Here is an 18,962-nt window from a genome sequence, read left to right as displayed (position 1 = left end):
CGTCACTCCCCGGTGACGGATTGGGTTGGTGAGTGCAGCTTCTCGAGCGTCTTGCCCTCACCGAGGTACATGTGCACCCCGCACGGCAGGCACGGATCGAAGCTGCGCACCGTGCGCATGATGTCGATGCCCTTGAAGTTGTCCCGATCGTTCTCCTCGAAGATCGGCTGACCTTGCACGGCATCCTCATACGGTCCCGGAGTGCCGTAGCTGTCGCGTGGGTTGGCGTTCCACGGCGTCGGCGGATACGGATGGTAGTTCGCGATCTTGCCGTCGCGAATCACCATGTGGTGACTGAGCACACCGCGTACCGCCTCGGTGAAGCCGCAACCGATGGCCTCGTCGGGCACAGTGAACTTCTCCCACGTCTTGGTGCGCCCCGCCCTGATCTCCGCCAGGGCCTTCTCGGCGAAGTGCAGCGCACACGCCGCCGCGTAAGCCTGGAAGTAGGTCCGCGCCCGGTTGCGCTCGATGGTGTTGCTGCCGTGCTTCGGGATCTTCCATTCCAGCGCGACCGGTCCTTTGAGCGCGGTTTTGGGCAGATTGATCTGCACGCTGGCACCGGTCGACTTCACGTAGCCGATGTCGACGAGCCCGGCCAACGCGGTGGCCCACAACCGTGCCAGCGGACCGCCGCCGGTGTCCAGCGCCAGGTGATCCTTGCCGTCGAACCAACGCGGCGACATGACCCAGCTGTACTTGTCGTCCATGTCGCGCTTCTGCGGCCGGGGATTCGTGTGCTGATTCCAGGGATGGCGCCGATCGACGGGATTGCCAAGCGGATCGGTCTTGACAAACATCTCCTGATCGGTCCAGTCGTCGTAATACGAACTGCCCAACAGGATTCGGATGCCGAGATTGATGTCCACCAGCGAGTGGGTGACCAGCTTGCCGTCGACGACGACACCCGGCGTGACGAACATCGCGTCACCCCAGCGTTCCATGTCCTTGTACGCGAAGTTGCACACCTCCGGATCCTGGAACGACCCCCAGCACCCCAGCAGGGTGCGACGCAGCCCGACCTGCTCGTAGCCGGGCAGCGCTTCGTAGAAGAAGTCGAACAGGTCGTCGTGCATCGGCACGACCTTCTTCATGAACTCGACGTAGCGCATCAGCCGGCTCATGTAGTCGGTCATCAGCTGAATGGTGGCCACCGTGCCGACGCCACCGGGGTACAGCGTGGACGGATGCACATGCCTGCCCTCCATGAGGCAGAACATCTCTCGCGTCCAACGGCTGACGACCAGGGCCTCACGGTAGAACTCTCCCGTGAACGGGTTCAGCGCGCGCATGATGTCGGCGACCGTGCGGTAACCGTGGGCATCCGAGTTCGGCGCCAGGGTGTTCTCGGCCTTGGTCAGCACGCCGGGATTGGTCTCGGAGACCATCTTCTCGCAGTAGTCGACGCCGACCAGGTTCTCCTGAAAGATGTTGTGGTCGAACATGTATTCCGCGGCTTCGCCGAGGTTCATGATCCATTCGCCGAGGTGTGGCGGCTTGACGCCGTACGCCATGTTCTGCGTGTAGCACGAGCACGTGGCGTGGTTGTCACCGCAGATGCCACAGATGCGGCTGGTGATGAAGTGCGCGTCCCGAGGGTCTTTGCCCTTCATGAAGATCGAGTAGCCACGGAAGATCGACGATGTGCTGTGGCACTCGACGACCTCGCGATTCTCGAAGTCGATCTTGGTGTAGATGCCGAGACTGCCGACGATTCGGGTGATCGGATCCCACGACATCTCGACGAGCGTGCTCGGGTCCCTACTGGTGTGCTGAGGTCCGGGAACTGTGGTTGTCATTGAGTTTTGCCTTTCGCCTGCGTCGCGCAACTACCAGGTGCGCTTCGCGCCTGTCGTCAGTTCCTTGCCCCGATGCCGCCACCGCGGCTCTTTGTCGACGGTCTGGCCGGTGATGTGGCGCAGATTGCGAATCACCGAGCCGTACAGGCCGGAGGCCGCAGTCGAGATCTTTCCCCCAGGCGGTTCGTCCATGAAGGGCATGAACTTGTCAGGGAAGCCCGGCATCGTGCATCCGATGCAGATGCCGCCGACGTTCGGGCACCCGCCGACGCCGTTGATCCAGCCGCGCTTCGGCACGTTGCACTTGACCACGGGGCCCCAACAGCCCAGCTTCACAATGCATTTCGGTGACCCGTACTCGGTTGCGAAGTCACCCTGCTCGTAGTAGCCGGCACGGTCGCACCCCTCGTGCACCGTGTGGCCGAAGAGCCATTGTGGCCGCAGCGCGTCGTCCAGCGGAATCATCGGCGCCTGATCGGTGGCCATGTACAGGAGGTAAGTCAACGTCTCGGATAGGTTGTCGCCCTGGATGGGGCAGCCGGGCACGCACACGATGGGAATGCCGGCCTTGCTCTTCCAGTCCCAGCCGAGGTAGTCCGGTACGCCCATCGCCCCGGTCGGATTGCCTGCCATCGCGTGGATTCCGCCGTACGTCGCACACGTACCGACGGCCACGATCGCGGTCGCCTTCGGTGCCAGCCGGTCGAGCCACTCGCTGGTGGTGATCGGCTGGTCGGTCGACGGGTCGTTGCCGAACCCGCACCAGTATCCCTCCTGATGCAGGTCCTCGTTGGGGATGGACCCCTCGACGACCAGCACGAACGGTTCCAGTTCGCCGCGGTCGGCCTTGAAGAACCATTCGAGGAAGTCGTCTGCGCCGCCCGTCGGTCCGCATTCGAAGTCGATCAACGGCCAGTGCACTGCGATTTGAGGTAGACCGGGAAGCGCTCCGAGCGCGATCTCCTCGATGGTTGGTTGGGTGGCGCCTGTCAATGCCACGGAATCGCCGTCACAACTGAGTCCGGCGTTGATCCACAGAACGTGGATCAGGGTTTGTTCCGCTTTTTGGGCAGCTTCTGTCGGCATGCTTGCGGCTTTCCGGGACCCGGGGTGGGGTCCCTAGCGGCGCAGGAGTCGCCCTTCGGCCCACTTGCGCGTCGCTAAACCTGGGTTTACTCCCGTCAAAGTGTGTTGTCAATCACACTTTTGCGGGAGCCGGCTGAAGGTCGGATGCACGCGCGTCGATCCATCGGTACCAAACATCCATCCCGTCTCCGGTGGTGGCCGAAACGGGGACGATCTCGACGTCGGGATTGACCGAACGTGCATGGCGCGCACAGAGATCGAGGTCGAAATCGACATACGGCAGCAGGTCTGTCTTGTTGATGAGCACCAGGCCCGCCGCGGCGAACATGTGCGGGTACTTCAGCGGCTTGTCGGTCCCTTCGGTGACCGAGATGACGACGATCTTGTTGTGCTCGCCGAGATCGAACAGCGCCGGGCAGACGAGGTTTCCCACATTTTCGATGAAGAGCAACGAGCCGCTGGCGGGGTCGAGAGTGTGCAGAGCGCGCGCGACCATCTCGGCATCGAGATGGCAACCCGCTCCGGTATTGACCTGCACTGCCCGTGCTCCGGCGGCGGTGATCCGATCGGCGTCGAGCAGCGTTTCCTGGTCACCCTCGATCACCGCGACGTCGCGATGCGAGCCGAGGCTGCGAATGGTGCGCTCGAGCAGGGTGGTCTTGCCGGCGCCCGGTGAACTGGTGATGTTGAACGCAAGGATCGCGCGCTCGGCCAGCCACTGTCGGTTCTGCTCGGCCAGCTGGTCGTTCTTGGCGAGCACCCGCTGTTCGAGCGTGACGGTCTCGGTGTGCGGGTGGTCATGGTCATGGGGGTGATCATGAGAGTGCCCGGACATCTTGACGGTCGCGCTCTCGTCGCCGCAGCCACATGTTGTGCACATGCTCAGCTCACCTCCATCGAGAGGATCTTCAGGTCCCGGCCGGCGATCACGTCGACATCTGCACTGCCACAAGGACATAACAAGATCAAGTCGTTCACTTCGAAGCCGGCGCCGCAGCTGTTGCAGCGCGCTTCGCCGGGGCGCATGTCGACCTCGAGGCTGGCGCCGGCGGCGACGGTGCCCTCGGTCGCGAGTTCGAAACAGAACGCCATCGCATCGGGGACGACTGCGCACAGTGCCCCGACTTCGAGCTTCACGCTGTGCACCCGTCGGCCTGCGGCGTGTTCGCACACCGCATCGACAACACTCTGCGTCAACGCCATCTCGTGCACGGCTGCCCCAATCTGGGCCGGATGACCCCACCATATGCCCGGGACCTTTTTCCGGCGAGCAGACGCGAAATCCCCTCGACACGCCGTTGCGAGGGGGAGTTCGCGTCTGCTCGTCGGGAAGCATCGGCGTGTCCGCTTGAATCGAACAGGTGTTCGTCTACTGTGGGGGCAGCGCGGGATGCTGGTCACGCCGACTTGTCGGTACCGACCTCTAGCGTCACGGCCAACCGATCGAGAACCGATCATGTACGAGGACGGAGACCACCCATGACGCAGGCCCCTGACCGCGAGAAAGCCCTCGAACTGGCGCTCGCACAGATCGACAAGAGCTTCGGTAAAGGCTCGGTGATGCGCCTCGGCGAAGAGGTCCGCCAGCCCATCTCCGTCATCCCCACCGGTTCGATCGCCCTGGATGTGGCGCTCGGGATCGGAGGCCTGCCGCGCGGGCGGGTCATCGAGATCTACGGTCCGGAATCGTCGGGTAAGACCACCGTCGCCCTGCACGCGGTCGCCAACGCCCAGGCGGCGGGCGGCATCGCGGCGTTCATCGACGCCGAGCACGCGCTGGACCCGGACTACGCCCAGAAGCTGGGCGTCGACACCGACTCGCTGCTGGTGTCTCAGCCCGACACCGGTGAGCAGGCGCTGGAGATCGCGGACATGCTGATCCGCTCCGGCGCGCTCGACATCCTGGTCATCGACTCGGTGGCCGCACTGGTGCCGCGGGCCGAGATCGAGGGCGAGATGGGGGACAGCCACGTCGGCCTGCAGGCCCGGTTGATGAGCCAGGCGCTGCGGAAAATGACTGGCGCCCTGAACAACTCGGGCACCACCGCGATCTTCATCAACCAGCTCCGCGAGAAAATCGGAGTGATGTTCGGCTCTCCCGAAACGACAACGGGCGGAAAGGCTTTGAAGTTCTACGCCTCGGTCCGGTTGGACGTCAGGCGAATCGAGACCCTCAAGGACGGCACCGACGCGGTGGGCAACCGCACCAGGGTGAAGGTCGTCAAGAACAAGGTGTCGCCGCCGTTCAAGCAGGCGGAGTTCGACATCCTCTACGGCAAGGGCATCAGCAAGGAAGGCTCGCTCATCGACATGGGTGTCGAGCAGGGCTTCATCCGCAAGTCCGGGTCCTGGTTCACCTACGAGGGTGAGCAGTTGGGCCAGGGCAAGGAGAACGCCCGCAACTTCCTGCTGGAGAACGTCGATGTGGCCAACGAGATCGAGAAGAAGATCAAGGAAAAGCTCGGCATCGGTGCCGTGGTGACCGCTGACTTGTCCGATGACGAAGTCCTGCCCGCCCCCGTCGACTTCTGACGACGCCGGCGAGGAGCAGGCTCAGGATCCTCGCACTCGCGAGGAGCAGGCGAAAAGCCTGTGCCTGCGCCTGCTCACCGCGAGGGCACGCACCCGCGCCGAACTGGAGGCGCAGCTGGCCAAGCGGGGCTACCCCGACGACGTCAGCGCCAAAGTTCTCGACCGGCTGGCGCACGTGGGGTTGGTCAACGATAAGGACTTCGCGGAGCAGTGGGTCCGCTCTAGGCGGGTGAACGCGGGGAAAGGCAAGCGGGCGTTAGCCGTCGAGCTGCGGAACAAGGGCGTAAATGACGACGTCATCGACGCGACGTTGGCAGACATCGACGCGGGAGCGGAGCGGCAGCGCGCCGAACAGTTGGCTCGTGACAAGCTGCGACGGGAAAAGCTCGCTGACGACGATGACACGAAAGTGGCGCGTCGACTCGTGGGGATGCTGGCCCGCCGCGGCTACAGCCAGACGATGGCGTTCGATGTCGTGAAGACGGCGTTGGCGAGCGAACGAGAACGGCGATCGGTCTGAGCCGACATCAGTCAGGCAGTGCGAGGTAGGTTGCGCAGATGCTGCTTTCGGCCAAGATCGCCCCAACCTTCGACTACCCGGTGCTGCACGAGTTCTGGACGAGGGCTGACGAGCTCGGGTTTCACTCCGTCGCGAATTACGACCATTTCTACGGGTTGGCGAACTTGTCGGATCCGACCTACGAAGGGTGGACATCGTTGGCGGCCATGGCCAGCGTGGTGTCTCGTGCCCGGGTCGGCTGCATGGTCACCGGCGTCACGTATCGCAACCCGGCGATGCTGGCGAAGATGGCGGTGACCGTCGACCACATCAGTGGTGGGCGACTGGATTTCGGCCTGGGTGCCGGCTGGCACGAACAGGAGCACCGCGGCTACGGCCTCGAGTTCCCAAGCGCGGGAGTGCGCGTGGAGATGCTCGACGAGGCGCTCACTCTCATCCGGCGGCTGTGGACCGAGGACGCAGTCACCTTCGAAGGCCGCCATTACCAGCTGCAGGAGGCGCTGGCCAATCCGAAGCCGCTGCAGAAGCCGCATCCGCCGATCATCGTCGGCGGCGAGAAGCCGAAGATGCTGCGGGTCATCGCCCGTCACGCCGACGAATGGAACGTCCCGAGTCACGGAGATGTCGCACTGTGGGCGAAGACCAGCGCTCGGCTCGACGAAGCATGCGCAGAGGTCGGCCGCGATCCGGCCCAGATCCGACGTTCCGTCCAGCTGTTCATCCAGCCCGCCGTGGACGGTCACCTCGAGGAGCAACTTGCCCACCTGCCCGAGCTCGCGGACGTCGGCTGCGAACACGCGGTGCTGTCGTTCTATCAGCCGCCCACGGCTGAACAGTTGGAGCGGTGCGCCGCCCTGATCTAGCCCCGATCTAGATGGTGCCGCCGGCGCCGGCCCCGAACGCGCCTTGCGTGACGGGTTCATCGGCGTGCATCGGCGCCGGGCCCCGCCGCGACCGACGCAGCCGTGCCTCCAGCCACGTCGCGAAGTGCGAGAGGCCGAAGTTGACGGCGATCATCAGGACCGCGATCACGATCAGCGCGGGGATGTAGTTCCCGTATGCCGCACCGACCTGCGTGCCCTGGCGAACCATCTCCAGGAAGGTGATCTGGTAACCGATCGCGGTGTCCTTGAGCACGACCACGAGCTGCGAGATGAGCACCGGCAGCATCGACGTGACCGCCTGGGGCAGCAGGATCGAGCGCATCGTCTGACCCCACCGCAGCCCCAATGCGGACGCCGCCTCCGACTGTCCCCGCGGCAGCGCGTTGACGCCCGCCCGCACGATCTCGGCGATGACCGCGCCGTTGTAGAGCGTCAGACCGGTGATGACGCCCGCCAGCGCCAGGTGTTTGGACGGGAAGACGTCGTACATCGCGTACAGGAAGTACGCGAAGATCATCATCACCAGCACGGGCACCGCGCGGAAGAACTCGACGAAGACGGTGGCCGACCACCGGATCACCGGGTTCGTGGACATTCGTCCCACCCCCAGCCCGAATCCCAGCACCAGCGCCAGCACGATCGAGACCGCGGCGGCCGTCAGCGTGCCCTCCACGCCGGGAAGGATGTACGTCTTCCACAGGTTCGCGGTCAGGAACGGCTCCCACTTCGCCGCCGTGAGCTGTCCTTTTGCCTCCAGCCGTGAGTACACCACCCAGGCCACCAGCAGCACGACCACCAAGGTGACCACCGTGACGATCCGGTTGCGCACCCGCGCGCGGGGCCCGGGTGCGTCGAAGAGAACCGATGCCGAACTCATGGCTGCCCGTTCTTCGCGCTAGCGCTCATCACCGCGCCACCGCCATTCGCTTGCCCAGCCACCCGAAGAACAGCCCCGTCGGCAACGTGAGGATGACGAATCCCGCCGCGAAGATGAGGCCGATGGTCATCAATGCCGCGGTGTTCTCGATCATCTCCTTCATCAACAGTGCGGCTTCGGCCACGCCGATCGCCGAGGCGATGGTGGTGTTCTTCGTCAACGCGATCAGCACCGAACCCAGCGGAATGATCACTGAGCGAAACGCCTGCGGTAGCAGGACGATCCGCAGATTCTGCCCGAATGTCAGGCCCAGGGAACGGGCCGCCTCGGCTTGGCCCAGCGGCACGGTGTTGACGCCCGACCGTACCGTTTCACACACGAAAGCCGCGGTGTAGACGGTGAATCCGAGAATGGCGAGCCGAAAGTTGCTGTCCTCGATGGAGGTCGGCGAGTTCCGGTCGACCAACGTGATCCCCAGTGTCTGCGACAACCCGAACGAACAGAACAGGATGATCAGCGTCAGCGGGGTGTTGCGGACCACGTTGACATACGTCGTGCCCAGCCAGTTCAACATCGGCACCGGCGACAGCCGCATCGCCGCCAGCAACGTGCCGAGAATCAAGGCGCCGATAGCGGAGAACACCGTCAACTGGATCGTGGTCCAGAACGCCTCGAAAATCTGGGCGCGGTACTCGGTGAAGACCTCCACGGCTCGGGCTCCCTTGGTATTTCGCCCGTCTAGACCGGGTCGATCTTGGGCGGCTGAGGAGCCGGGAGACCGGCCGGACCGAGGTTCTCGTCCCACGCCTTCTTCCAGGCGCCCTCGCTCTCCATCTTCTCGAGCGCGTCGTTGATCTTCTTCTGCAGCTCGGTGTCGCCCTTCTTCAGGCCGATGCCATAACGCTCCTCGGAGAACGTCCCGCCGACGAGCTTGAAGACGCCGGGTGTCTGCGCGGCGTAGCCGGCCAGGATGACCTCATCGGTGGTGACGGCGTCGACCGCGCCGTTCTTGAGGGCCTCGATGCATGCTGAGTAGGTGTCGTACTGCTGCAGCTGCACGCCGGGGTACTTGTCCTTGATGCGTTGCGCCGGAGTCGAACCCGACACCGAACACAGTTTCTTGTTGTTCTGCAGCGAGGCCTCGCCGGTGATGTCGGTGTTGTCCTCGCGCACCAGCAGGCTCTGGCCGGTGATCAGATACGGCCCGGCGAACGACACCTTCTCCTTGCGGGAGTCGGTGATCGAGTACGTCGCCACGATGAACTTCACCTGGCCGTTCTGGATGAGTGTCTCGCGCTGCGCCGACGGTGCTTCCTTCCACTCGATCTTGTCTTCGCTGTAGCCGAGTTCCTTGGCGACGAATTTCGCGACGTCCACGTCGAAGCCGCTCATGGTGCCGTCGGGATTCTTCAGTCCGAGGCCGGGCTGGTCGAACTTCGTTCCGATGACGATCGTGTCACCGCTGTCGCCACCGCCGCATGCCGTCGCCGCCAAAGGGAGTGCGACAGCAAGCGCTATCGCACCAAAGACGCGCTTCGAAATGGATTTCATAGGTCGTTCCTTTCGAATCAGTGCTTGAGAATCTTGGAGAGAAAGTCCTTGGCACGGTCGGTCTGTGGGTTGGTGAAGAACTCGGTGGGTTCGGCGGATTCGACGATCGCTCCGTCGGCCATGAACACAACGCGGTTGGCCGCCCCACGCGCGAAACCCATTTCGTGGGTGACGACCACCATCGTCATGCCGTCCTTCGCGAGCGAAGTCATGACATTGAGGACCTCGTTGATCATCTCGGGGTCCAGCGCGCTGGTGGGCTCGTCGAACAGCATCACCTTGGGGTTCATCGCCAGCGAGCGCGCGATCGCCACCCGCTGCTGTTGACCGCCCGACAGTTGCGCCGGGTACTTGTCGGCCTGATTTGCGACCCCGACCCGCTCCAGCAATGACATCGCCGTCTCGCGGGCCTTCTCCTTGGACACCTTGCGCACCTTCATCGGCGCCAGCGTCACGTTCTCGAGGATTGTCTTGTGCGCGAACAGGTTGAACGATTGGAAGACCATCCCGACGTCGGATCGCAGCTGTGCCAGCTTCTTGCCCTCGGCGGGCAGCACCTCACCGTCAATCGCGATCGTGCCCGAATCGATGGTCTCCAGACGATTGATGGTGCGGCACAGCGTCGACTTTCCCGACCCGGACGGACCCAGCACGACGATGACCTGCCCACGGTCCACCTTCAGGTTGATGTCCTTGAGGACATGAAGACTGCCGAAGTGCTTGTTGACACCCTCCATCGAGACCATCGGTACGGCCCCCGGAGTCGGATCGACCTCTTTCACTTCCGACCCGCCTGCCTCCATGGGTGCAGACATTACCCAGGTAGAGCCAGCCATGCCTGGAACTCGTGAATCCGCACAAATCCCCGTTCTGACCTGTCCGTACCATGGTGGCCGTGACTTCGATGGCGACGCGAGAGGCGACCGCGGGCAGTGGTGTTCGCCAGACCGACGCCGTCGACTCCGCGCCTGAGTGCCCGTCGGCGCGTACCTATCAGGTCCGCACCTACGGCTGCCAGATGAACGTCCACGACTCCGAGCGGCTGGCGGGGTTGCTGGAATCGGCGGGATACCGCAAGGCCGCTGACGGGGCCGACGCCGACGTCGTCGTGTTCAACACCTGCGCGGTCCGCGAGAATGCCGACAACAAGCTGTACGGCAACCTCAGCCATCTGGCGCCGCGCAAGCAGGCCGACCCCGATATGCAGATCGCCGTCGGCGGATGCCTGGCGCAGAAGGACCGCGACACCGTCCTCAAGCGCGCGCCGTGGGTCGACGTCGTCTTCGGCACCCACAACATCGGTTCGCTGCCGACGCTGCTCGAGCGCGCCCGCCACAACAGGGCCGCCGAGGTCGAGATCGTCGAGGCGTTGCAGGAGTTTCCGTCCGCACTGCCCGCCACCCGCGAGTCCGCCTATGCCGCATGGGTGTCGGTGTCCGTCGGCTGCAACAACACCTGCACGTTCTGCATCGTGCCGGCGTTGCGCGGCAAGGAGGTCGACCGCAGGCCGGCCGACGTTCTCGCCGAGGTGACCTCGTTGGTCGAGCAGGGCGTGCTGGAGATCACCCTGCTGGGGCAGAACGTCAATGCCTACGGTGTGTCTTTCGCCGATCCGGACCAGTCGCGCGATCGGGGAGCGTTCGCCAAACTGCTGCGTGCGTGCGGACGTATCGACGGGCTGGAACGGGTGCGTTTCACCTCCCCGCATCCCGCCGAGTTCACCGACGACGTGATCGACGCGATGGCCGAGACGCCGAACGTCTGCCCCACACTGCACATGCCGCTGCAGTCGGGCTCCGACCGGATCCTGAAGGCGATGCGGCGGTCCTACCGTGCCGAGCGTTACCTCGGCATCATCGACCGGGTGCGCGCCGCCATCCCGCATGCGGCGATCACCACCGACATCATCGTCGGATTCCCCGGTGAGACCGAGGAGGACTTCCAGGCCACGCTCGACGTCGTCGAGCGGGCGCGATTCGCCAGCGCATTCACCTTCCAGTACTCCAAGCGTCCCGGCACCCCTGCCGCCGAGCTGGACGGGCAGGTGCCCAAAGATGTTGTCGCCGAGCGGTATCACCGCCTGATCGAACTTCAGGAGCGCATCTCGCTAGAGGAGAACACGGCGCTGATCGGACGCGCCGTCGAGCTGCTGGTCGCCACGGGGGAGGGCCGTAAGGACGCCGCGACGGCGCGGATGTCCGGGCGGGCGCGCGACGGCCGGCTCGTGCACTTCAACCCCGACGGCCGCGAGATCCGGCCCGGTGACATCGTCACCACGACGATCACCGGCGCCGCGCCGCATCACCTGATCGCCGACTCCGCGATCGACTCGCACCGGCGCACCCGTGCCGGTGACGCCCACGCCGCGGGGGAGCGACCACGCACGGGCGTCGGGCTCGGCATGCCCGGCATCGGCGCGCCCACCGAGCCGCAGATGTCCACCGGGTGCAGCCGGTGAGCAAGCCAGAGAACGGCGACTTCGAGAGTTTCAAGGGCGACATCGAGGCGGCGGAACGCCGCATCGCACGCGAAATCGACCCCGGCGCACGCGCTTTGGTCATCGCCATCGGCGTGTTCGTGCTGCTGGTGTCGTTCGTGCTGCCGCATACTGGCGCCGCCAAGGGGATCGACGTCCTCACTGGCGGCGAGGTGGCTGTCCGGGAGGGGATCACCCTGCCACTGCGGGTGTTCGTCTGGCTGGCGCTGGTGTTCAGTGTCGGCTTCTCGATGCTGGCCCTGCTGACGCGGCGTTGGGCGCTGGCGTGGATCGCACTGGCTGGGTCGACGGTGGCCTCTTTGCTCGGTGTGTTGGCGGTGTGGTCGCGACAGACCGCGCCGGGAAGCTATCCCGGCCCCGGTATCGGGCTGATCGTCGCCTGGCTCGCGGTCATGGTAATCACCTATCACTGGGCGCGTGCGGTCTGGGTGCGCACCGCCATTCAGCTCGCCGCCGAGGAGGAGCGCCGTCGCCGCGTCGCCGAAGAGCAGCGCAAAGGCCTCCTCGACGATATCGACGAGGACAAGCCCGACGACGGGCCGGCCTGACGACTGACCAGCCTCAGCGCTTGCCTAGGGCTTCGGCGGCGGCGTCGGCCCACTGCCGCCACTGCTCGGCGTTGGCGCGGGCCTCAGCGGCGTCCTTCTCCCGCCCGGCGGCCGCGGCCTTCTCGGCCTGACGCTCGTATTGTTCTGCGCGAGCGCGGAATTGGTCTGCCCGCGCCTTTGCCTCCGGGTCCACACCACCCGTTGGGGCGTCGCGGATCTTCTTCTCCACCGCGCGCAGTCGACGTTCCAGCTCGGCACCCCGCTCGCGTGGCACCTTGCCGATCGCATCCCACTTCTCGCCGATCACCCGCAGCGCGGCCCTGGCCGCGTCGAGGTCGCTGGTGTCGAGTTTCTCGGCCTCGGCGAGCAGCTTCTCCTTCGCCTCGGCGTTGGCGCGGAACTCGCTGTCGCGTTCGGCGGTCGCCGCGTTGCGCGCCGAAAAGAATTTGTCCTGGGCCGCTTTGAGCCGCGCCCACAGCGCGTCGTCGACGTCCTTGGCCGCCCGCCCGGCCGCCTTCCACTCGGTCAGCAGCTCCCGGAACGCCGCGCCCGTCGGTCCCCAGTCGGTGGAGTCGGCCAACGCCTCCGCACGTTCGCAGATCGCCTCCTTGGCCTGCCGGGCGCCTGCACGTTCGCGGTCGAGTTCGGCGAAATGCGAACCGCGCCTGCGATTGAACGCCTCCCGGGCCGCGGAGTATCGCTTCCACAGCGCGTCGTCGGTCTTGCGGTCCAGGCCGGTGATGGTGCGCCACTCGTCGAGGATTTCGCGCAGGCGGTCACCCGCGGCTTTCCACTGGGTCGAGTTGGTGGCCAGCTCCTCGGCTTCGGCGGCCAGCGCCTCCTTGCGGGCCAGCTGCGCGGCGCGGTGTTCCTCGCGTTTGGCCTTGTCGGCCTGTGCGGCTTCGTCGGCGTGTTCGACGATGGTGGCCAGCCGAGCGGCGAGGGCATCGACGTCGCCGAGGACATGGGCATCCGGCAGGGTTTCGGCGAGCGCCGCCGCCGCCGCCTTGATCTTGCGGGCGTCCCCGGTCCCGGACTCGAGGCGGCTCTCCATGAGCGCCACTTCGGTGTGCAGGTCGTCGAAGCGTCGACCGAAATGCGCGAACGCGGCTTCGGGGTCGCCCGCCTGCCACGATCCGATGACGCGCTCACCGGAACCGGTGATCAACCACACCGTCCCATCGGGGTCGACTCTGCCGAACCGGTGCGGGTCACTGGACGGAGGCGCCGCAATCGTCGGCGCCGGCCTGCCGGGCCGTGGGACGGGACGCGGCGGTCCTGGCCGGGGAGCGGGTTTTGGCGAGGAGGTCTGCCCTCCTGGCTCGCTGATCGTCATTTCGTCTCGTACCCTCCACGCGGTGATCCGCGCACCTGCCGCGCGACGCGGCGCCTGATAGCTCGCTTTCGCACGCTATTCAAACAGGTTGACGCGCGGCGTGCGCACGGCTTTAGCGATGCGTCCTGCCTAGGCTCTGTTCGACTACGACGAAAGGATCTCGATGGCGGCCCTGGATCAGCATGCGGATATCGCCGCACTGCTTGCTCTCGGCGCCGCTTTTTTCGTCGCGATCGGCGACGTCATGCATCAACGCCAGGCGAACGCGGTCACCGACGAACCGGTCGGCCATGCCGAGCTGTTCCTGCAGTTGCTCAAGGACCGCCAGTGGTGGCTGGGCAGCCTGGTCGCCGGCGTCGGATTCGGGCTGCAGGCCGCCGCGCTGGGGTTGGGCTCGGTGCTGCTGGTGCAGGCGATTCTGGTGACCTCGCTGTTGTTCGCGCTGCCGATCCACGCCCGAATGGCTCAGCGTCGGGTGACGCTGTGGGAATGGGGGTGGGCGGTGCTGCTGGCGGCCTCGGTCGTCGTGATCGTCACCGTCGGTAATCCGACCGCGGGGCACGCCCGCGCGTCGTTCGAGACGTGGGCGGTGGTCGTAGCGGTACTCGGCCCCCTGCTGGTGGCGTGCGTGATCGGCGGCAGCATGGTGAAGGGCCCGCTGAGCGCGGTGCTGCTGGCCGTCGTGTCCGGTGCGCTGTGGGGGGTGTTCGCGGTGCTGACGAAGGGTGTGGTGGATCGCCTCGACGACGGCGTCATCGCGCTGCTGCGCACACCGGAGCTGTATGTCTGGGCGGCCATCGCGGTCGCGGGGACCGCATGGCAGCAGTTCTCCTTCCGCGCCGGGGCCATTACCGCGTCGCTGCCGACCATGACCGTCACCGAACCGGTGGTGGCGTCGGTGCTCGGAATCGTCGTACTCGGCGAGACGCTGCGGCCAGGTGACGCGGGCTGGCTGACCCTGATCGTCGCCGTCGCGATGATGATCGTCTCTACGGGCGCGCTGGCCCGCGGTGAAGCGGCCAGCTCAGGCGACCGTGCGACGCGGCATTAGCGTGGTCACGTGCTCAGTGCCATCGCAATCATCCCGTCGGCGCCCGTCATGGTGCCCGAACTGGCCTCCGGTGCCGCGGCCGAGCTGACCGAACTGAGGGAGGCGGCCTTCGCCGCCGCGGGGTCGCTGCCGGGCCGGTGGGTCGCCGTCGGAGTGGGCCGGACTGATTCGGTGGTGGGACCCAGGCGGACCGGCACCTTCGCCGGCTACGGCGTCGATGTGCCGATTGCGCTGGCGCCCGGTCGCGGCGACGCACCGACCGAGCTGCCGCTGTGCGCGCTGATCGCCGGCTGGGTGCGGGGCTGGGTCGCGCCCGATGCGCACGCCGAGGTGCGGGTTTACGCCGACGAGCACGACGCCGAAGCGGCCCTGGCTTTAGGGAGACGGCTGCGCGAAGAGATCGACGAGGCCGCCGATCCGGTGGGTGTGCTGATCGTCGCGGACGGCGCGCACACGCTCACTCAGCCCGCGCCGGGCGGATACGACCCCGAATCGATCCCCGTCCAGGCCGCCCTCGACGACGCCCTTGCGGCGGGCGATGCGGCCGTGCTCGCACGGCTGCCGGAGACGATCGTCGGCCGGGTGGCCTACCAGGTGCTGGCCGGGCTGGCCGGCCCGGCACCCCGGTCGGTGAAGGAGCTGTACCGCGGCGCGCCTTACGGCGTCGGCTATTTCGTCGGCGTCTGGCAGCCATGACCCGACCGATCGCGATCGTCGGCCCGACCGGAACCGGGAAATCGGCGCTGGCGCTCGCGGTGGCCGAACGCGTCGGCGGCGAGATCGTCAACGCCGACGCCATGCAGCTCTACCGCGGTATGGACATCGGGACGGCGAAGCTGACCGTCGCCGAGCGCCGCGGCATCCCGCACCATCAGCTCGACGTGCTCGACGTGACCGAAACCGCCAGCGTGGCGCGCTACCAGCAGGCCGCCGCCGCCGACGTCGAGGCCATCGCCGGTCGCGGCGCGGTGCCGATCGTGGTCGGCGGATCGATGATGTACATCCAGTCGCTGCTCGACGAGTGGACCTTCCCGGCGACGGACCCCACGGTGCGGGCCAGGTACGAACAGCGGCTCGCTGAGGTGGGCGTCGCCGAACTGCATCGTGAACTCGCCAACGTCGACGCCGATGCCGCCGCGTCGATCCTGCCCACTGACGGACGGCGCATCGTTCGCGCGCTGGAGGTCGTCGAACTGACCGGACGCCCTTTCGCCGCGTCCTTCCCGACGATCGGTGCCCCCCGATGGGACACCGCGATCATCGGACTTGATTGGGAGACAACACTTCTCGATGAGCGGCTGACCGTGCGGACCGGGAAGATGTTCCTCGACGGACTGGTCGGCGAAGTGCGCAGGCTGCTGGATCGTGGCCTGCGCGAGGGCGTGACGGCCTCCCGCGCGCTCGGCTATGCCCAGGTGATCGCCGACCTCGACAGCGGCGGCGACGGATCGGCGGCGCAGGAACCGACGTTCTTCGGAACCCGCCGCTACGTACGCAGGCAGCGGTCGTGGTTCCGTCGTGACCACCGCATCACCTGGTTCGACGGTGCGGCGGGCGACCTCGTCGAGGAAACCCTGCGCGTCTGGCGCGACGTATCCTGAACAGGTGAAGTTCGCCAAAGGGCACGGCACCCAGAACGACTTCGTGGTGTTGCCAGACCCCGAAGGCGGGCTGACGCTCACGCCCGTCGCGGTGACTGCGCTGTGCGACCGTCGCCGGGGACTGGGCGCCGATGGTGTGCTGCGGGTGACCAGGGCGGCGGCCGCGCAGGCAGCGGGCGTCTTCGAGCGGATTCCCGAGGGTGTGGCCCCGGACGACTGGTACATGGACTACCGCAACGCCGACGGATCGATCGCGCAGATGTGCGGCAACGGGGTCCGGGTCTTTGCGCACTACCTGCGGGCGTCCGGCTTGGAAAGCCGTGACGAGTTCGTCGTCGGGTCCCTGGCCGGGCCACGGCCGGTGGTGCTGCACGACTGGGACGCCACCCGTGCCGTCGTGACCGTCGAGATGGGCAAGGCCAACCAGTTGGGCACCGGTGAGGCGATCGTCGGAGGCAGGCCGTTTGCGGGCCTGGCGATCGACGTGGGCAACCCGCATCTCGCCTGTGTCGATCCGGTCATGACGTTCGATGACCTGGCCGCGCTCGACGTGGCGGCGCCGGTGTCGTTCGACCGTGCGCAGTTTCCGGAAGGCGTGAACATCGAGGTGTTGACGGCGCCGGTGGATGGTGCGGTGTCGATGCGGGTACACGAACGGGGTGTCGGCGAAACGCGGTCCTGCGGTACCGGAACCGTCGCCGCGGCCGTGGCTGCGCTGGCGTACGGGGGTGCGACCACCGGCACGTTGGGGGTGCACATCCCCGGCGGGGAGGTCACCGTCACGGTCACCGACGCGAGCAGTTACCTCCGTGGTCCGTCGGTTCTGGTGGCCCACGGCGAGTTGTCCGAGGAATGGTGGCGTGCTGCGCAACGTTAAATCAGATGCATGTGACGCGATGACCATGCAACGCTCTATTCGCTTATGACGTATCCGAAATTCCCTCTCAACGAGACACCCAGCGCGGGTGAACTCGCCCTCGAAGACCGCACAGCGCTGCGCCGTGTGGCCGGTTTGTCGACCGAGTTGGCCGATGTCTCCGAGGTCGAGTACCGCCAACTGCGGCTCGAACGCGTTGTGCTGGTTGGGGTGTGGACCGAGGGCAGCGCGGCCGACGCCGACGCGAGCCTCGCCGAGCTTGCCGCCCTTGCCGAGACCGCAGGCTCTGAGGTGCTCGAGGGGCTGATCCAGCGCCGCGACAAGCCCGATCCCGCGACGTACATCGGCTCGGGCAAGGCTCAGGAGTTGCGCGAAGTCGTGCTGGCCACCGGCGCGGACACCGTGATCTGCGACGGCGAACTGAGTCCGGCCCAGCTCACCGCGCTGGAGAAGGCGGTCAAGGTCAAGGTCATCGACCGCACCGCACTGATTCTCGACATCTTCGCCCAGCACGCCACAAGCCGCGAGGGCAAGGCGCAGGTCACGCTCGCGCAGATGGAGTACATGCTGCCCAGGCTGCGCGGTTGGGGCGAGTCGATGTCGCGGCAGGCCGGTGGACGTGCGGGTGGCAGCGGCGGCGGTGTGGGTCTGCGTGGCCCCGGTGAGACGAAGATCGAAACCGACCGTCGGCGTATCCGTGAGCGAATGGCCAAGTTGCGCCGCGAGATCAAGGACATGAAGACGATTCGCGACACCCAGCGCAGCCGTCGGCTGGCGAGCGATGTGGCGTCGATTGCGATCGTGGGCTACACCAACGCGGGCAAGTCGAGCTTGCTCAACGCGTTGACCGGTGCGGGTGTGCTCGTGGAGAACGCGTTGTTCGCGACCCTCGAACCGACAACGCGCCGTGGGGAATTCGCGGACGGCAGGCCATTCGTCCTGACCGACACGGTCGGATTCGTGCGACATCTACCGACCCAGTTGGTGGAGGCGTTCCGGTCGACGCTGGAGGAGGTCGTCGACGCCGACCTGCTGGTTCACGTCGTCGACGGCTCCGACGTGAATCCGTTGGCGCAGATCAACGCCGTGCGCAAGGTCGTCAACGAGGTGGTCGTCGACCACGAGCGCAAGCCGGCGCCGGAACTGGTGGTGGTCAACAAGATTGACGCTGCAAGCGATCTCGCGCTGGCGCAGTTGCGGCGGGCGTTGCCGGAGGCGGTGTTCGTCTCCGCGCGCACGGGTGAGGGTCTGACGCGGCTGCAGCAGCGGATGGCCGAAATGATCGCTCCCACAGACGCGGTCGTGGATGTGACGATTCCGTACGACCGCGGCGATCTGGTCAACAAGGTGCATGCCGACGGCCGGGTGGATGCCACTGAGCACACCGCCGACGGGACGAGGATCAAGGCTCGCGTGCCGATTCCGTTGGCGGCCAGCTTGAGCGAATACTCGACGTTCTGAGCGACAGCCGAAAGGTCCCCGAATCAACATGATTCGGGGACCTTTGCCGACTGAGGTCGGTTGAGCTAGTGCTGCTCGGCCTCTTGGCGCTTCTCGGCCGTCTTGGCGGCGCCGCGGGCAGCCTCGGCTTCGGCTTCCTTCTTGGCGGCATCGCGCTGCGCGTCGGCCTTGTCCTGCTGGGCCTGGCCCTCCCGGTAGAGGTCGTCGCGGCCGGCGACGGCGCCTGCAACCTCTTTGACCTTGCCTTTGACGCCTTCGACGACGCCCTTGATGGCTTCTTCCGGACCGCTGTTGTTCTCCGACATGGGGTTTTCCTCCTTGTAGTGTCGAGGTGCTGAGATA

General features: G+C 66.2%; 20 protein-coding genes. 10 read left to right on the top strand and 10 right to left on the bottom strand.

Translation table 11 applies throughout. The features are described from left to right. Positions 1-2 precede the first annotated feature (2 nt). The 4 genes from G6N43_RS20050 to G6N43_RS20035 all read right to left on the bottom strand — a co-directional run bounded on the left by G6N43_RS20050 (position 3) and on the right by G6N43_RS20035 (position 4,097). The gene (locus tag G6N43_RS20050; RefSeq protein ID WP_083156213.1) at positions 3-1,799 is read right to left on the bottom strand and encodes a nickel-dependent hydrogenase large subunit; all 1,797 of its coding nucleotides are present in this window, start codon (positions 1,797-1,799) and stop codon (positions 3-5) included. Between the two features lie 30 nt (positions 1,800-1,829). Further along, the gene (locus G6N43_RS20045; RefSeq protein WP_083156215.1) at positions 1,830-2,885 is read right to left on the bottom strand and encodes an NADH-quinone oxidoreductase subunit B family protein; all 1,056 of its coding nucleotides are present in this window, start codon (positions 2,883-2,885) and stop codon (positions 1,830-1,832) included. A 112-nt stretch (positions 2,886-2,997) separates the two neighbouring features. Further along, a complete protein-coding gene (gene hypB / locus G6N43_RS20040) occupies positions 2,998-3,765 on the bottom strand; it encodes a hydrogenase nickel incorporation protein HypB (protein WP_083156217.1) in 768 nt (255 codons plus the stop codon). Positions 3,766-3,767: 2 nt separating this feature from the next. Then, positions 3,768-4,097 carry a hydrogenase maturation nickel metallochaperone HypA/HybF gene (locus G6N43_RS20035; protein WP_083156219.1) on the bottom strand — a complete coding sequence of 110 codons (330 nt, stop codon included), beginning with the start codon at positions 4,095-4,097 and terminating at the stop codon, positions 3,768-3,770. 267 nt (positions 4,098-4,364) lie between these two features. On the opposite strand from G6N43_RS20035, the gene recA reads away from it, so the two are divergent. From recA to G6N43_RS20020, 3 genes are read left to right on the top strand one after another with little or no spacing between them, the layout of a single operon-like run. Next, positions 4,365-5,417 (top strand): recombinase RecA, encoded by a 1,053-nt coding sequence (gene recA / locus G6N43_RS20030; protein WP_083156221.1) that lies wholly within the window; start codon positions 4,365-4,367, stop codon positions 5,415-5,417. Further along, a complete protein-coding gene (recX, locus tag G6N43_RS20025) occupies positions 5,383-5,937 on the top strand; it encodes a recombination regulator RecX (protein ID WP_083156223.1) in 555 nt (184 codons plus the stop codon). Before recA ends, recX begins: the two co-directional genes overlap by 35 nt. 38 nt (positions 5,938-5,975) lie before the next feature. Beyond that, positions 5,976-6,800 (top strand): LLM class F420-dependent oxidoreductase, encoded by an 825-nt coding sequence (locus G6N43_RS20020; protein ID WP_083156225.1) that lies wholly within the window; start codon positions 5,976-5,978, stop codon positions 6,798-6,800. A 7-nt stretch (positions 6,801-6,807) separates the two neighbouring features. On the opposite strand, the gene G6N43_RS20015 is transcribed toward G6N43_RS20020, so the two are convergent. The 4 genes from G6N43_RS20015 to G6N43_RS20000 are packed head-to-tail and all read right to left on the bottom strand — an operon-like array spanning position 6,808 to position 9,995. Beyond that, positions 6,808-7,698 (bottom strand): amino acid ABC transporter permease, encoded by an 891-nt coding sequence (locus tag G6N43_RS20015; protein WP_083156227.1) that lies wholly within the window; start codon positions 7,696-7,698, stop codon positions 6,808-6,810. A 28-nt stretch (positions 7,699-7,726) separates the two neighbouring features. Further along, a complete protein-coding gene (locus tag G6N43_RS20010; RefSeq protein WP_083156229.1) occupies positions 7,727-8,407 on the bottom strand; it encodes an amino acid ABC transporter permease in 681 nt (226 codons plus the stop codon). 29 nt (positions 8,408-8,436) lie between these two features. Next, positions 8,437-9,249: a glutamate ABC transporter substrate-binding protein gene (locus G6N43_RS20005; RefSeq protein WP_083156231.1), complete on the bottom strand. Its 813-nt coding sequence runs from the start codon at positions 9,247-9,249 to the stop codon at positions 8,437-8,439. A 17-nt stretch (positions 9,250-9,266) separates the two neighbouring features. Continuing rightward, positions 9,267-9,995, bottom strand: coding sequence for an amino acid ABC transporter ATP-binding protein (locus G6N43_RS20000; protein WP_083156233.1), 729 nt, complete (start codon positions 9,993-9,995; stop codon positions 9,267-9,269). Positions 9,996-10,153: 158 nt separating this feature from the next. Between G6N43_RS20000 and miaB the strand changes: the two genes are divergently transcribed. Both miaB and G6N43_RS19990 read left to right on the top strand, forming a co-directional pair. Next, the gene (gene miaB, locus G6N43_RS19995) at positions 10,154-11,707 is read left to right on the top strand and encodes a tRNA (N6-isopentenyl adenosine(37)-C2)-methylthiotransferase MiaB (protein ID WP_083156335.1); all 1,554 of its coding nucleotides are present in this window, start codon (positions 10,154-10,156) and stop codon (positions 11,705-11,707) included. Continuing rightward, positions 11,695-12,294: an Rv2732c family membrane protein gene (locus tag G6N43_RS19990; protein ID WP_083156235.1), complete on the top strand. Its 600-nt coding sequence runs from the start codon at positions 11,695-11,697 to the stop codon at positions 12,292-12,294. Before miaB ends, G6N43_RS19990 begins: the two co-directional genes overlap by 13 nt. 13 nt (positions 12,295-12,307) lie before the next feature. On the opposite strand, the gene G6N43_RS19985 is transcribed toward G6N43_RS19990, so the two are convergent. Further along, positions 12,308-13,630, bottom strand: a complete 1,323-nt coding sequence (locus tag G6N43_RS19985) for a DUF349 domain-containing protein (RefSeq protein WP_110810507.1) — start codon at positions 13,628-13,630, stop codon at positions 12,308-12,310. 163 nt (positions 13,631-13,793) lie between these two features. On the opposite strand from G6N43_RS19985, the gene G6N43_RS19980 reads away from it, so the two are divergent. From G6N43_RS19980 to hflX, 5 genes are read left to right on the top strand one after another with little or no spacing between them, the layout of a single operon-like run. After that, positions 13,794-14,681 (top strand): DMT family transporter, encoded by an 888-nt coding sequence (locus tag G6N43_RS19980; RefSeq protein ID WP_083156237.1) that lies wholly within the window; start codon positions 13,794-13,796, stop codon positions 14,679-14,681. Between the two features lie 9 nt (positions 14,682-14,690). Further along, entirely contained in the window at positions 14,691-15,377 is a 687-nt protein-coding gene (locus G6N43_RS19975; protein WP_083156239.1) for a class III extradiol ring-cleavage dioxygenase family protein, read from the top strand. After that, positions 15,374-16,282, top strand: a complete 909-nt coding sequence (gene miaA, locus G6N43_RS19970) for a tRNA (adenosine(37)-N6)-dimethylallyltransferase MiaA (protein ID WP_083156241.1) — start codon at positions 15,374-15,376, stop codon at positions 16,280-16,282. The genes G6N43_RS19975 and miaA overlap by 4 nt, the downstream gene beginning before the upstream one ends. A gap of 4 nt (positions 16,283-16,286) precedes the next feature. Continuing rightward, positions 16,287-17,159, top strand: a complete 873-nt coding sequence (gene dapF / locus G6N43_RS19965; protein ID WP_083156243.1) for a diaminopimelate epimerase — start codon at positions 16,287-16,289, stop codon at positions 17,157-17,159. Between the two features lie 45 nt (positions 17,160-17,204). Continuing rightward, complete coding sequence (gene hflX, locus G6N43_RS19960) at positions 17,205-18,620, top strand: GTPase HflX (RefSeq protein ID WP_083156245.1); 1,416 nt, start codon at positions 17,205-17,207, stop codon at positions 18,618-18,620. Between the two features lie 65 nt (positions 18,621-18,685). On the opposite strand, the gene mbp1 is transcribed toward hflX, so the two are convergent. Continuing rightward, positions 18,686-18,925 carry a microaggregate-binding protein 1 gene (gene mbp1 / locus G6N43_RS19955; protein WP_083156247.1) on the bottom strand — a complete coding sequence of 80 codons (240 nt, stop codon included), beginning with the start codon at positions 18,923-18,925 and terminating at the stop codon, positions 18,686-18,688. Positions 18,926-18,962 lie beyond the last annotated feature (37 nt).

Source organism: Mycolicibacterium moriokaense (assembly GCF_010726085.1).
GTDB classification, from domain to species: Bacteria; Actinomycetota; Actinomycetes; order Mycobacteriales; family Mycobacteriaceae; genus Mycobacterium; species Mycobacterium moriokaense.
Note: the sequence above shows the minus strand (reverse complement) of the source record. Positions and strands in the feature narration are given on the sequence as shown.